Source organism: Qipengyuania vesicularis (assembly GCF_019711415.1).
In the GTDB taxonomy this organism is placed as follows: domain Bacteria; phylum Pseudomonadota; class Alphaproteobacteria; order Sphingomonadales; family Sphingomonadaceae; genus Qipengyuania; species Qipengyuania vesicularis.
The window spans coordinates 933,128-946,275 of the sequence record NZ_JAIGNJ010000001.1; the positions used below are offsets into that span (position 1 = coordinate 933,128).

Consider the following 13,148-nt stretch of genomic DNA (forward strand, 5'->3'; position numbering starts at 1 on the left):
GGCCTAGCGCGTGAAGTAGCTGGTCAGCTCGACGTGGGTCGACCAGCGGAATTGCCCGACTGGACGAAGCTTCTCGAGCCGGAAACCGGCCTCCACAAGCGTTTTCGCGTCGCGCGCCCAGCTTGACGGATTGCAGCTAACATAGGCGACGCGGCTTATCGAACTCGCGGCGATCTGCGCGACCTGTTCACGCGCACCGGCTCGCGGCGGATCGAGCAGGACGGCCTCGAACCGCGAGATTTCGTCGGCAGTCAGAGGGTTGCGGAACAAGTCGCGATGCATGGCGTGAACCGGAACCCCGCGCGAGTTGGCAGCCGTTCTGCAAGCCAGATGGGCATCTCGCGCAGCCTCGACTGCCAGCACCTTGGCTGGACCGGCCACCGCGAAGGCGAAAGTACCGAGCCCGGCAAAGAGGTCCGCAGCAGTTGTCGCGCCTTCCAGGAATGTAGTGCAGTCCGACACAAGGACCTGCTCTCCGTCTATCGTCGGCTGCAGGAAGGAATCGACCGGCAGGCCGACCGCCACGCCGCTGAGAGTAATCGTGGCCGGTTCGGGTTCCCACACGGTCTCGGCACCATAACCCTGGTACAGGGCAAGTCTTGCGAGCCCATGATCCCTGGCGAAATCGAGCAAGGCTTCGGTGGCAGCCAACCCTTCGGCGGCAAAACCCTTCAGCAGGCAGTCTACGCCTCGGTCAGCCAGGGTCAGCGAGATATCGATCGGCTGCTTGCTGGCATGCTGCGCGACGAGGCCTCGCAAAGGCTCGACGAGTGCGAATAGTTCGGGCGCAAGGATATGACATTCGCGCATGTCGACGATGCGGTAGCTGCGACTTTCGCGAAAGCCGATCACCGCGCCCTTCCCGGCCTTTAGCGCATGAAGCGTCGCGCGTCGGCGGGTTCGTGGCGGCGAGAGATGCGTCGGCAACAGCTCGCCAACGGCAATGTCCTGCGCTTCAGCGGCAAACGCGACGCGCTCGGTCACGAACTGGCGCAACGCAGTTTCATCGGCGTGTTGGAGCTGGCAACCGCCACAAGTGCCGAAATGAGGGCACGGCGGCTCGACATGGTGGGCACCCGGCAGGATCGATCCGTCATCGCTAATTGTGTCGCCGGTGACCGCGCCCGCCACGTGCCGCCCGCTTCCGGTCACCCCATCGCCCTTTGCCGCGATGCGCAGGATAGCTTCTTCGCTCACAGGAAGCGCGCCATGGCAGCATTGACGCATCTCGCGAGATCTCCGGCGGTGAATGCCTGCCCTGCAAGTTGCGCCGCTTCCTGGTGAAGCCACACCGCTTCTTCGAGCGCCTTCGACGGTTCTCCGTCCACAGCGAGGCGCGAGGAGGCGATCCCGGCGAGAACATCTCCCGTGCCGGCAACCGACAGCCAGCTCGACGCCTGTTCGAAGAAACGCAGGCCCTGCGATCCGGCGAGCACGGTGTCCGGCCCCTTTGCAAGGACAGCCATTCCGGTTTTGTCATGAAGCGCCTGAACGCGGTCGATCTTGCTTCGCACTTCGACGCCAAATGCATCGCAGAGCTTCTCGAGCTCCCCTTCATGCGGTGTCAGCGCCAGCGTCGAGGCATCGCATCCGGCAATCATGGCCGGGTCGAGCAGGTGTAGCGCGTCGGCATCGAGAACGCAGGGACGCCCCGCGTACAGGACCGAAGCCAGGGTCTTGCGCGAGGCGTGGCTCCGGCCAAGGCCCGGACCGATCAGAACCGCAGCTATGCGGGGATCGGAGAGCGCTTCCGCCGGTGGAGCGTCTTCGATTACCAGTTCCGCGGGCGCATCGGGATGCGAATGCTCGCTAACGAGCTTCACATAGCCTGCCCCGCTGCGCATGGCCGCTTCGGCTGCGAGCAGCGGCGCGCCGGGCATGTCTCCCGCCACGATGGCCAGAAGGCCGCGGCTGTATTTGTGAGAGTGGGCCGAGGGAGCCGAAAGGCGCGGCGCATGGCTAAGCAGCGGTGCATCGGCAGGCAGTTCGATGCCGATTTCGACCAGCCGTTTTGCACCCATCGAGGCCATGGCAGGCATCATGAAGTGAGCCCGCTTCCAGGCACCGAGCGCCAAGGTCAGGTCATAGCGGACTTCTGGCCCGAGCCTTTCTCCCGTATCGCTCGCAATGCTGCTCGGCATGTCGACTGCGACCTTGTAGCCCTTCGCGTCTCCCAACTCGCTCAACAGGTCGGCAAAATCCCCAGTCACTTTGCGCGAGAGGCCGTAGCCGAAGAGGCAATCGACATAGACTTGGTCGTTAGGAAGCGGCCCCGTTGCGACCTCGCCCTTGAAATGCTCGCGAGCGATGCGGGCAGTGTCCGTTGTGGGTTCTCGCGGCGCAACGACGTGAACGCGGTTTCCACGACGCCGCAGGCTTTCGGCGACCACGTATCCATCGCCGCCATTGTTGCCCGGCCCGCAAAGAACGCAGATATCGCGCCCTCCGGCCACGCGGGCGACCCATTGGGCAGCACCCTCGCCAGCACGCCGCATCAAATCCCATTCGCTGGTGCCAGCATCCATCGCCGACCGTTCCGCCGTGCGCATCTGCTGGACGGTTAGCACCGCGCCACACATCAGGTATGCCCGCGAAGGTCAGATATCGGCGAAAACGTGGGTTTCGCTCGCAGCCCCGGGATGCGTGACCGCGCCGCTGGCCGCTGGGCCAACGTTCTGGGCGTAGCGCCACAATGCTCCGGATTGATAGTCATTGGCCCGCGGCTGCCACGCCTTTCGCCTTTCGTCCAGCACCGAAGGAGCGACATTGAGGTCGATCGTACCTTTCACTGCGTCGATCGCGATTTCATCTCCGTCCTCGACTAGTGCAATCGGGCCGCCGTCCGCAGCTTCGGGTCCGACGTGGCCAATGCAGAAACCGCGCGTCGCGCCGGAGAAGCGTCCATCGGTGATGAGCGCGACCTTCTCGCCCATACCCTGCCCGTAAAGCGCTGCAGTGGTGGCGAGCATTTCGCGCATGCCAGGGCCGCCCTTAGGCCCTTCGTAGCGGATCACGATGACACTCCCTTCGTCGATATCGCGATTTTCGACCGCGGCGAACGCATCCTCCTCGCATTCGAAGACGCGAGCCTTTCCAGTGAATTGCAGCCGCTCCATGCCGGCCACCTTCACGATGGCCCCCTGGGGTGCGAGCGAGCCCTCGAGACCGACGACGCCCCCCGTAGGAGTGATCGGATTCGAAACTTCGTAAAAGACCTTCTGGTCGGGGTTCCAGCTGATTTCCTCTATATTCTCGCCAAGCGTCTTGCCGGTCACCGTGATTGGCTCGGGATCGAGAAAGCCGCCATCGAGCAGCGTCTTCATTGCCATGTAGACACCGCCCGCCTCGTGCATGTCCTTCGCGACATATTTGCCGCCCGGCTTGAGGTCGGCAATGTAGGGGGTTGATTTGAAGATCGCAGCGACGTCATGCAGGTCGAATTCGATGCCGGCTTCATGCGCCATGGCTGGCAGGTGGAGCGCCGCATTGGTCGACCCCCCCGTGGCCGCAACCACCCTCGCCGCGTTCTCGAAGGCAGCCCGGGTGCAGATGTCACGAGGCCGCAAGTTCCGCTCCAGCATCGTCATGATCTGGCGCCCAGCAGCCACCGCAATCTCTTCGCGTGATTTGTAAGGAGCAGGAGCCATATTGCTGTTCGGAAGGGACAATCCGATCGCTTCGCCCACACAAGCCATTGTGTTCGCAGTGAACTGGCCGCCGCAGGCACCGTGGCCGGGACAGGCAACCTTCTCCAGCGCGGTCAGATCCTTCAAAGGACAATTGCCCGAGGCGAACTGACCGACCGCCTCAAACACATCTACCACAGTGACGTCATGTCCCTTGTAGGTGCCTGGCAGGATCGATCCACCATAGACGAAAATGCTCGGTACATTGAGCCGAAGCATCGCCATCATCATGCCGGGCAAGCTCTTGTCGCAGCCGGCGAAACCCACCAGCGCATCATAGCAATGCCCGCGTACCGAAAGTTCGACCGAATCCGCGATCACCTCACGGCTAACCAACGAACTCTTCATGCCCTGATGCCCCATGGCGATGCCATCGGTCACGGTGATGGTATTGAACCGGCGGGGCATTCCGCCCGCCTCGTTTACGCCCCGGCGGCAGAGGTCTGCCTGCGCATCGAGCGTGGTATTGCACGGCGCACTGTCATTGCCCGCGCTGGCCACCGCGACGAAGGGGCGCGCGATCTCCTCCTCTGTCAGGCCCATTGCATAATAATATGAGCGATGGGGGGCCCGCTCGGGCCCAACCGAAACGTGGCGGCTGGGGAGCCTGGACTTGTCGAACCGTGCCATGAAATCCTCCGTGGCGCGCAGCAATCGCCCCGCTGCCCGAGGAATTCAAGCGATCATGGCGATAGCTTTGCTTGTGGCCGCTCAAACTTCGAGCGCAACGCGGCCCAATACGTCGGCCAGCATGACTGCCCAGCGCGCTTGTCCTGCCTTGGTGTCGATCTGGTCCTGGCGGATCTCGACGGTGCAATAGGGAATACCCTTCGCTTCCGCGTGGCGGTCCATCGTGGCGTTCAGTTCCTTGCCTGAATAGGGCTGGTTGTCGCCAACGGTCAGCCCCTGCTCACCAAACAGGCGAATTGCATGGCGAGCAGCAGTGTCGTCCTGATTGTAGAGCAAAGCGACCTCCCAAGGACGCTCCTCGTCACTCGTGTCGAGGCTCGGCGTGAAGCTGTGTAGCGCGACCAGCATGCGCGGCTTTACTCGCTCGATCAGCTTGCCCAGCTCATAGTGATAGGGTCGATGGAAGAGGTTCAGCCGCGCTTCGACATCGGCACCGATATTCCCGGGAATTAGCTTCCCGTCGCTTTCGGTCGGCACCACCGAGCGGTCGTCCTCATTGCGATGAAGATCGCACACCAGGCGGCTCACAGTCGCAATGTGCGCAGGAATGCCGTGACGGCGCGCGAGACGGTCAGCGATGCCTTCGACGCCGATATCGAGCGCGATATGTTCGTTGAGCAGCTTGCGGTCGATGCCCAGCTCGATCCCGCGCGGCACATGGTTCGAAGCATGGTCGGCAACGACCAGCAATCCGTTCGGTTTCACATCTTCCGCACCGACCTGGCGATACGGCAGATTGTCGATCATCATCGAAGCTTACCTTTCAGCTGCCACCAATCCGGGTGATCGGCAGCGATGCGCGCGGCGACCTCATCACGCGCAGAGTGTGTTTCATAAAGCGCAAAACAAGTTGCCCCCGAACCGGACATACGGGCGAGAAACGGCTCGGTTCCGCGCAAGACGGCCAGCACATCGGCGATTTCGGGCACGAGCGAGATGGCGGGCGCTTCGAGATCGTTGCGGCCTTCGAGCGCGATGGTGCGCGCATCGCCCTCGGGCAAGGCTCCGCGATCTACGCCGTCCCACGATTTGAAGACGGGACCCGTGGCAAGCGGGATACGCGGATTGACGAGGAGCACGGGCATATTTGCTAGACTATCATCGGCCGCATCAAGGTCGGTCCCGGTCCCCCGACCAATGCATGTACGGCTTTCGACGCAAGCCGGGACATCTGCGCCCAGTTTCGCAGCTCGGGCACGCCAGTCGTCGGGGAGCCCATGCGCGCGTTCGACCATCCGAAAGATCGCTCCCGCATCAGCCGAACCGCCACCCAGGCCTGCGGCGACAGGCAGGTTCTTCTCAAGCGCGACGTCCAACCCATCCGACCGAGGGAACGAGCCCAGCGCGCGCATCACAATATTGTCGAACGGATCGGTGAGCGCAGAGGCGAATTCGCCGATCGTCCGCAAGGTGTCTTCCGCTGCGGGGCTCGCCGTCAGACGATCGCCCGCATCGACGAACGCAAACAGGGTTTCGAGCTCGTGATAACCATCCTCACGCCGCTTTCGGACATGCAGCGCGAGGTTGATCTTTGCAAAAGCCGTTTCCGTTAGCGCCACCCGGCAAATCACATATTCGGGTAATTTGGTCCACCGCCGCCTTCGGGCGTGGTCCATTCGATGTTCTGGTTCGGGTCCTTGATGTCGCAGGTCTTGCAGTGGACGCAGTTCTGCGAGTTGATCTGGAACTTGGGCTCCGCGCCCTCCTCGATAATCCACTCGTAGACGCCGGCCGGGCAATAGCGGGTCGAGGGACCACCATAGACCTCCAGTTCGCTCTCGCGCTGCAGCTCACGGTCGAGCACCTTCAGGTGTACGGGCTGGTCCTCCGCGTGATTGGTGTAGCTGAAGCTGACATTGGTCAGGCGGTCGAAACTCAGCGTGCCATCGGGCTTGGGATAGACGATCGGAGCATAGAGATCGGCACGCTGAAGCATCTCGTGATCGCGGTGATGCTTCATCGAGATCGGCAGGCCGATCTTGAGCGTCCGCATCCACATGTCGATGCCCGCAAGCACCGTGCCCAAATCCTCGCCATACTTGGCAACGGCAGGTTGTGCGTTCTGGACGAGCTTCAGCTCCTTGGCGATCCAGCTTGACCGGACCGCATCGTCATAGTCCATCTCCTCGCTATGCTCGCGCCCTGCGGCAATGGCATCGGCGATTGTTTCGGCTGCCAGCATCCCGCTCTTCATGGCGGTGTGCGAGCCTTTGATGCGAGGCACGTTCACGAAGCCCGCCGAACAGCCGATCAGCGCACCGCCCGGGAAGGCAAGCTTGGGCACGCTCTGCCAGCCGCCCTCGTTGATGACGCGGGCGCCATAGGCGACGCGCTTGCCGCCTTCGAGGATCGCCGCGATCGCCGGATGGTGCTTCCAGCGCTGGAATTCCTGATAGGGCGAGACGTGCGGGTTTTTGTAATCGAGCGCGGTGACGAAGCCGAGTGCAACCTGCCCGTTAGACTGGTGGTAAAGGAAGCCACCGCCCCAGGTGCCGGTCTCGCTGAGCGGCCAGCCCTGCGTGTGAATGACCGAGCCCTGCTCGTGCTTTGCAGGATCGATATCCCACAATTCCTTGATGCCAAGACCATAGACCTGCGGCTCGCAATCGGCCTCGAGATCGTACTTCGTCTTCATCTTCTTGGTAAGGTTGCCGCGCGCGCCCTCTGCGAAGAGCGTGTATTTCGCATGGATCTCCATGCCCGGCTGGTAGTCGCCCTTCTGCGACCCGTCCTCGGCGATACCCATGTCCTGCGTGACCACGCCAGTGACCGCGCCCTTGTCGTCGAAAAGGACTTCGGCGGCAGGGAAGCCGGGGAAGACCATCACGCCAAGCCCCTCTGCTTGCTCGGCCAACCAGCGACAGAGATTGCCGAGCGAACCGGTATAGTTGCCGTCATTGCTCATGAATGGCGGGAGCAGGAACTCGGGCAGGTCCGACTTGCCGCCTTCGGAGAGAACCCAGTGGTGGTTTTCGGTCACCGGCGTTTCCGCCATCGGGCAATCCATGTTGCGCCAGTCAGGGAAGAGCTCGTTCAGTGCTTTGGGATCGACTACTGCACCGGAGAGGATGTGCGCGCCGATCTCGCTGCCCTTTTCCAGCACGACGACTTCCAGGTCCTCGTTGATCTGCTTCAGCCGGATAGCTGCCGAAAGTCCGGCCGGGCCGCCGCCGATGATGACGACGTCGCAGGGCATCGATTCGCGTTCGCTCATGTCTCTCTCTTTTCGTCGCGTAAACGTTGGGATTGCCTTGATTGCTAGGCGGTTTGAGGTCAAGACCTAGAGCGGACGGATTATGATCGCAGACACGCCGGAAACCCGCGATTTATCGCCAGCAGACGCGCTCGAAGCTACCCTCGACTGGTGGCGCGATGCGGGTGTCGAAGACGACTATCGCGATGAGGCTACCAGCTGGCTGGCCGAGCCTGAGCAAGAGCAGGCCGTAACGTCCACGAAGCCGAAGAAACCGCCCGAAGAACCGCAGCAGACTGCGCTCGAAAGGGCCTTCGAACGAACCGACAACACCGCCCTTATCGGCGGCCTTCCACAGGCATACCCCGCCGACCTGGAAAAATTTCGCGAATGGTGGATGGCAGAGCCCAGCCTTTCTCATGCAGGTCCGGACCGACGCTTGCCTCCGCGCGGTGTTGCCGGGGCCAAGCTGATGGTCCTCGTGCCCGAGCCGTTGGAAAACGATATGGCCTCCCTGTTGTCCGGCCCGGCAGGAAAGTTCGTGGAAGCCATCCTTCGTGCGATGAGTATTGAACCGCACGAAGCCTATCTGGCCAGCGCAATGCCAGCCCCGGCCGCGCTGCCCGACTGGTCCGATCTCGCTGCCAGGGGGCTTGGCAATGTTACCCGGCACCACATCGCCCTTGCAGCGCCGCACCGCGTAATTGCATTTGGCCGATCGCTGGCCCCTCTGTTCGGCGTTTCGCACGAGAATGCACGTGAACCTGCGACAGTTGATGCCGGAGGCAAGACATTGCCGCTCATGCTTGCCCCGGAATTGGCCGAGCTTGCACGCTCGGCACCACGGCGGCGCAACTTCTGGAATCGCTGGCTGGACTGGACCGCATGACGAAAAGACTTCTCTGGCTGGCGACGATCTCGGCGGCGCTGGCTCCCGCTCAGGCAATCGCCCAATCGGACAGTCTCGAATACTTCTCTCGCTCGCATTCGTCGGCCCTGCCCACGTTGCTCGATGCCGAGGATCGCACCTATTATGCTTCACTTTTCGAGGCGATCGACGCCCAGAACTGGGACCGTGTCGAGGTCATGCTGTCGCAGCGCGAGGATGGCCCCCTCCACGGCGCTGCCCTCGCGACATATTTCCTCGATCCCAAGAGCCCGCGGATCGAACTCGCCCGGATCGAGGAGTGGTTGCGCCGCTACCCGGACAGCGCGCGGGTAGAGGAAATTGTTCGACTGGGCGAAACGCGCGGCCTTTCGTGGAAACCCGGCATGCGCCGCCAGCAATCGCTCGTACGCCAACCCGGACTTACTCGCCGCACCCTGCCTGCGACGATCCAGGATGGCACCATGCCCGACACGGTTCGGCAGGCAATCCTCTCCAGCATCTCCAGTGACGACCCCGACAACGCCCGACTCTTGCTCGACGGAGTCGACGCGTCGCTTTCCTCACAGGCCCGCGCCGAATGGCGTCAGCGCGTCGCCTGGAGCTACTACATCGAGAACCGCGACGCCGAAGCCTATGGGATGGCCCAACTGGTGTCGCAGGGAAGCGGTCCCTGGGTAGCCGAGGGCTACTGGGTCGCCGGTCTTTCCGCTTGGCGACTGGGCGATTGCGCGCGCGCGGCGGAATTCTTTGCCGCCAGCGCTTCTGCGGCAGGGAATCCCGAGCTTGCAACTGCCGCGCATTACTGGGCAGCGCGAAGCCTGACGCGGTGCCGCAAGCCGCAGCAGGCCGCGCCCCATTTGCGTAATGCCGCCCGATATCACGAGACGCTCTACGGAATGCTCGCGAGCGAGCAGCTCGGCAAGGAACTGCCTTCGAACCACACCGCACCGGACCTGACCGGTGAGGACTGGCGCAGGCTTTCCGGTGAGCCGGCAGTGCGCGAAGCCGTCATGCTGGCTGAAATCGGCCGGCGTGATATCGCAGACGAGGTTCTGCGATGGCAGGTTCGCTATGGAGACCCGCAGGATTTCACGGCCCTGACGCGTCTTGCACGTGCCCTGGGTCTCGCCGGTGCGCAGACTTACATGGCCTACAACGCACCGCGCGGGGAGGCCTCGCCCGCAAACCTGCGCTGGCCGGTTGCCTACCATGTCCCACACGGTGGCTGGCGCATCGACCCCGCGCTGGCCTTTGCCCATGCCTTGCAGGAATCGAATTTCCGCGAGCGCGTGGTCAGTCCGGCAAACGCCATCGGGCTGATGCAGATCCGTCCGATCGCCGCGCGAGAATATGCCGCGTCGATCAATATGAGCTCGGGTGCCGACCTCAAGGATCCAAAGAACAATCTCGCCTTCGGCCAACGCGCGCTCGAAGCCTTGGCTCAGGCCAGCTACACGCGCGGTGCCCTGCCGAAAGTGATGGCAGCCTATAATGCCGGCCCCAGCCCAGTCGCGCGATGGAACAGCGAGATTAACGACCAGGGTGATCCGCTGCTCTGGATGGAATCGATCCCTTACTGGGAGACCCGTTCCTATGTAGCCATCGTCATGCGAAATTACTGGATGTACCTGCGCCAGGCCGATGCCGAGGCTCCGAGCCGCAAGGACCTCGCCGAGAACGACTGGCCGCAATTTCCCCGCAATCGCTGAGGACGCACGCTGATGGGCATCGACGAAAGCCGTACATTCAAACCGGTCAATATCGCTCTGCTGACCATATCCGACAGCCGCACGCGCGCCGACGATACATCGGGAGACATCCTGGCCGACAGGATCAAGCTTGCGGGCCACCAGCTCGTTGCGCGCGCAATAAGCCGAGACGACAAGAACGAGATTGCCGCCCATCTCCACCGCTGGATCGATGACGAGCAGGTCGACGCGGTCATCACGACCGGCGGAACCGGCCTGACGGGCCGCGACGTGACCCCCGAGGTGCTCGACCGGGTGAAAGACAAGGATGTTCCCGGCTTTGGCGAGCTCTTCCGGTGGCTCAGCTTTGAAACAATCGGCACGAGCACAATCCAGAGCCGTGCCTGCGCCGTGATCGCGCGCGGAACCTACATATTCGCCCTCCCCGGTTCGAACGGAGCGGTGAAAGACGGGTGGGACAAGATCCTCGCCGGCCAGCTCGATAGCCGTCATCGGCCCTGCAATTTCGTCGAGCTTATGCCTCGACTACGCGAACGCTAATGATGTTGCGCTTGCTGCCGATCGTCATTCTTGCCCTTGGGTTTGCGGCATCTCCCGCATCTGCCAGAGATTGCGAGTTGACCGAGGAACAACGACGCGAAGCAAGCGAGACCGATTGGCAGACCTTCGACCAGGCGGGAGGCATCGCCGGGACCTTCCGCGACCTCGCCTCGCGCCAATGCTATGCCGAAGCGCTCGAGGCCTATCGGTCCTGGCTGAACCATCACGGAGGATTCCCCGACGGACGTGCGCGGGGCATCGGCCACTTCCACATCGGACAGGCACTCGCTTTCACAGGGAATATCGACGGTGCGATTGCGATCATCAGCAAATCCTATCGCGACGTCGACGTCGAAGGCGATGTGGCGCGCGACTGGAACAATTATGTCGACGGCGTCTTGGGGTACTTCGCCGGCGATCGTCAGCGCATCCGCGATGCACGGGAGAGGCTGTGGACTTCCGACCGTGCCTTCGCACGGCGACAGGCGGGCGTACTCGATGGGCTCCGCAAATGCATAGACAAGCCTTACGCCACCGCCATGTCTCCAAGCTGTCGAGACTGAGTAACGCCTCTCTCCTATCTTGCCCTGGCCATATGTTCCGTTTATGTTCTCGTAAATGGAGCACCGACTTGAACCTCGAATATCTGGACGTGGCGCACAATCGGGCAGCGTCCCGACCCGCTTCGGTCTTGCAAAGCGCGAGACGGATGGTGACTGGCGCGACTACATGGAAACGCTTGACGGTCCACCCGTAAAGCTGCGCACGCAGGTGACCGAGGAACATCCCAAGACCATCCTCAGCTTCAACCAGTCGCCCGACATCTTCTTCGACCGCTCGATCAATGCTTATCGCGGGTGCGAGCATGGCTGCGTCTATTGCTTTGCCCGCCCTACCCATGCCTATCACGACCTGTCGCCCGGCCTCGATTTCGAGACGCAGTTGTTCGCCAAGCCAAACGCCGCTGAACTGCTGCGCGCAACGTTGGCGAAACCGAAATACCGCCCCAAGCCGATCGCGATGGGGACCAACACCGATCCCTACCAACCGATCGAGGGCGATTACCGGATCACGCGGCAGATTCTCGAAGTCTGCCTCGATACGCGTCATCCCGTGACGATCACCACCAAATCCCACCGTGTGCTCGACGACCTGGAACTGCTTGCGGAAATGGCGGAGCGACGCCTGGTTGCAGTGGCAATCTCGGTGACAAGCCTCGATCCGCGGCTGTCAGGCATGCTCGAGCCGCGCGCAGCTTCTCCTGCCAAGCGACTCGCAGCATTGGAAAAACTGGTCGAGGCAGGCGTGCCAAGCCATTGCTCCGTCGCGCCGGTGATCCCCGCCATCACCGACGAGTTCATGGAAGAAATCGTCCAGCGCGCAGCTGCTATAGGCGTCGACAGCGTGGGCTGGATCCCGCTGCGACTGCCACACGAGGTCGCCCCGCTGTTTCGCGAATGGCTTTCGGTCCATTTCCCCGAGCGCGGCGACAAGGTGATGAGCATCATCCAGTCGATCCGCGCCGATGCTACGGGTGGGGGGAAGGACAACGACCCCAATTTCTTCTCGCGCCTCAAGCCGACAGGCGTGTGGGCCGACCTCTTCCGCTCAAGGTTCAGACTGGCCTGCAAACGCGCTGGCCTCGGCAAGGCGAAGTTCGAACTGGATTGCACGCAGTTCAGGCCGCCCGCTGTGGGCGGGCAACTGCGGTTGCTATAGTCTTGCTAGGTTCCGTCCGAAAAGATCGAACGAACGGACTTGCCGAACTGCCACCCAACAACCGCACCCAAGCTTGGCCAAAGTGGACCAAAGAAGAATTCCAATGGGCTCGTTGATCTAAGCGCTTCAGGATTTTGACTTTGCCAGATAGACACGTAGATCACCATTCCGACTGGAACCGCCAGCAATAGCGAACAGCCAATTCGTTTCGAGGGCGCAAGTGCGCCGACAATCGAGCCAAACACGCCACCAAGAACTACCAAGCTCATGATGGAAAGGGACATCAGAATCCTTCTCCTGCACTTCCTGGCTTGAACCGCACCAGCCTGCTGTCAGCCAGTGCCGCCGTGCGATTGACCACCGCCTTCTGGTAGTCCGCATCCTTGATCATCTCGAAGAAGGCGCCGGAATTCGGGTACTGCGCCACGAAGCCATCGTGCCACTGCATCGCTTCCGGCCCCGTAACCACCGTCTGGAACGTGCCGCGCCAGACGATCTCGCCGCCCACGCGGCGGAAGATCGGGCCGCTGGTCTTGCCGTATTCCTGGTAGGCGCGCTGTCCGCTCCAGCCCTTTCCGGCGTGCTCGTGACCCTCAGGATACGCGGCCTCGTCCCTGTACTGCAGGAGGTTGAGCATATGGATCGGCTCGTCGCGCGGGAGGTTCTTGAACGCCTCGAAATTAGCGCGGCTCGGGTCGATGTAGCTGGTCATGGCAGAATTC

The 13,148-nt window shown here is 62.3% G+C and carries 13 protein-coding genes; 5 read left to right on the forward strand and 8 right to left on the reverse strand.

Annotated elements, in window-relative coordinates; genetic code table 11:
• Positions 1-3: 3 nt before the first annotated feature.
• From K3146_RS04665 to K3146_RS04690, 6 genes are all read right to left on the reverse strand, one after another.
• The gene (locus K3146_RS04665) at positions 4-1,197 is read right to left on the reverse strand and encodes a class I SAM-dependent RNA methyltransferase (protein WP_345723722.1); all 1,194 of its coding nucleotides are present in this window, start codon (positions 1,195-1,197) and stop codon (positions 4-6) included.
• Positions 1,194-2,579: an NAD(P)H-hydrate dehydratase gene (locus K3146_RS04670; protein WP_221545004.1), complete on the reverse strand. Its 1,386-nt coding sequence runs from the start codon at positions 2,577-2,579 to the stop codon at positions 1,194-1,196. The genes K3146_RS04665 and K3146_RS04670 overlap by 4 nt, the downstream gene beginning before the upstream one ends.
• A gap of 18 nt (positions 2,580-2,597) precedes the next feature.
• Positions 2,598-4,316 (reverse strand): dihydroxy-acid dehydratase, encoded by a 1,719-nt coding sequence (gene ilvD / locus K3146_RS04675; RefSeq protein WP_221545005.1) that lies wholly within the window; start codon positions 4,314-4,316, stop codon positions 2,598-2,600.
• Between the two features lie 81 nt (positions 4,317-4,397).
• Positions 4,398-5,123, reverse strand: coding sequence for an N-formylglutamate amidohydrolase (locus tag K3146_RS04680; RefSeq protein WP_221545226.1), 726 nt, complete (start codon positions 5,121-5,123; stop codon positions 4,398-4,400).
• Positions 5,123-5,935, reverse strand: coding sequence for a 4-(cytidine 5'-diphospho)-2-C-methyl-D-erythritol kinase (locus tag K3146_RS04685; RefSeq protein ID WP_221545006.1), 813 nt, complete (start codon positions 5,933-5,935; stop codon positions 5,123-5,125). The genes K3146_RS04680 and K3146_RS04685 overlap by 1 nt, the downstream gene beginning before the upstream one ends.
• Positions 5,936-5,943: 8 nt before the next feature.
• Positions 5,944-7,590, reverse strand: coding sequence for an electron transfer flavoprotein-ubiquinone oxidoreductase (locus K3146_RS04690; protein ID WP_221545007.1), 1,647 nt, complete (start codon positions 7,588-7,590; stop codon positions 5,944-5,946).
• Between the two features lie 82 nt (positions 7,591-7,672).
• On the opposite strand from K3146_RS04690, the gene K3146_RS04695 reads away from it, so the two are divergent.
• The 5 genes from K3146_RS04695 (at position 7,673) to K3146_RS04715 (ending at position 12,426) form a co-directional block, all read left to right on the forward strand.
• Positions 7,673-8,458, forward strand: coding sequence for a hypothetical protein (locus K3146_RS04695; RefSeq protein ID WP_221545008.1), 786 nt, complete (start codon positions 7,673-7,675; stop codon positions 8,456-8,458).
• A complete protein-coding gene (locus K3146_RS04700; protein WP_221545009.1) occupies positions 8,455-10,167 on the forward strand; it encodes a lytic transglycosylase domain-containing protein in 1,713 nt (570 codons plus the stop codon). Before K3146_RS04695 ends, K3146_RS04700 begins: the two co-directional genes overlap by 4 nt.
• Before the next feature lie 12 nt (positions 10,168-10,179).
• On the forward strand, positions 10,180-10,707 hold the full coding sequence (gene moaB / locus K3146_RS04705) for a molybdenum cofactor biosynthesis protein B (RefSeq protein ID WP_221545010.1): 528 nt from the start codon (positions 10,180-10,182) through the stop codon (positions 10,705-10,707).
• A 77-nt stretch (positions 10,708-10,784) separates the two neighbouring features.
• The gene (locus K3146_RS04710; RefSeq protein WP_221545011.1) at positions 10,785-11,270 is read left to right on the forward strand and encodes a hypothetical protein; all 486 of its coding nucleotides are present in this window, start codon (positions 10,785-10,787) and stop codon (positions 11,268-11,270) included.
• A gap of 55 nt (positions 11,271-11,325) precedes the next feature.
• Positions 11,326-12,426, forward strand: coding sequence for a PA0069 family radical SAM protein (locus K3146_RS04715; protein WP_221545012.1), 1,101 nt, complete (start codon positions 11,326-11,328; stop codon positions 12,424-12,426).
• Between the two features lie 5 nt (positions 12,427-12,431).
• Here the strand turns inward: K3146_RS04715 and K3146_RS04720 are convergent, their stop codons facing one another.
• Together K3146_RS04720 and K3146_RS04725 are read right to left on the reverse strand one after the other, a co-directional pair.
• Positions 12,432-12,710, reverse strand: coding sequence for a hypothetical protein (locus tag K3146_RS04720; protein ID WP_221545013.1), 279 nt, complete (start codon positions 12,708-12,710; stop codon positions 12,432-12,434).
• Complete coding sequence (locus K3146_RS04725) at positions 12,710-13,138, reverse strand: DUF1330 domain-containing protein (RefSeq protein WP_221545014.1); 429 nt, start codon at positions 13,136-13,138, stop codon at positions 12,710-12,712. The genes K3146_RS04720 and K3146_RS04725 overlap by 1 nt, the downstream gene beginning before the upstream one ends.
• Positions 13,139-13,148 lie beyond the last annotated feature (10 nt).

Excerpts from the sequence above, each read along its gene's own strand:
- K3146_RS04715 (WP_221545012.1), top strand. The coding sequence starts at position 11,326 with ATGGAGCACCGACTTGAACCTCGAATATCTGGACGTGGCGCACAATCG.
- K3146_RS04700 (WP_221545009.1), top strand. The coding sequence starts at position 8,455 with ATGACGAAAAGACTTCTCTGGCTGGCGACGATCTCGGCGGCGCTGGCT.
- K3146_RS04690 (WP_221545007.1), bottom strand. The coding sequence starts at position 7,590 with ATGAGCGAACGCGAATCGATGCCCTGCGACGTCGTCATCATCGGCGGC.
- K3146_RS04720 (WP_221545013.1), bottom strand. The coding sequence starts at position 12,710 with ATGTCCCTTTCCATCATGAGCTTGGTAGTTCTTGGTGGCGTGTTTGGC.
- ilvD (WP_221545005.1), bottom strand. The coding sequence starts at position 4,316 with ATGGCACGGTTCGACAAGTCCAGGCTCCCCAGCCGCCACGTTTCGGTT.
- K3146_RS04725 (WP_221545014.1), bottom strand. The coding sequence starts at position 13,138 with ATGACCAGCTACATCGACCCGAGCCGCGCTAATTTCGAGGCGTTCAAG.
- K3146_RS04695 (WP_221545008.1), top strand. The coding sequence starts at position 7,673 with ATGATCGCAGACACGCCGGAAACCCGCGATTTATCGCCAGCAGACGCG.
- K3146_RS04670 (WP_221545004.1), bottom strand. The coding sequence starts at position 2,579 with ATGTGTGGCGCGGTGCTAACCGTCCAGCAGATGCGCACGGCGGAACGG.
- K3146_RS04680 (WP_221545226.1), bottom strand. The coding sequence starts at position 5,123 with ATGATCGACAATCTGCCGTATCGCCAGGTCGGTGCGGAAGATGTGAAA.
- moaB (WP_221545010.1), top strand. The coding sequence starts at position 10,180 with ATGGGCATCGACGAAAGCCGTACATTCAAACCGGTCAATATCGCTCTG.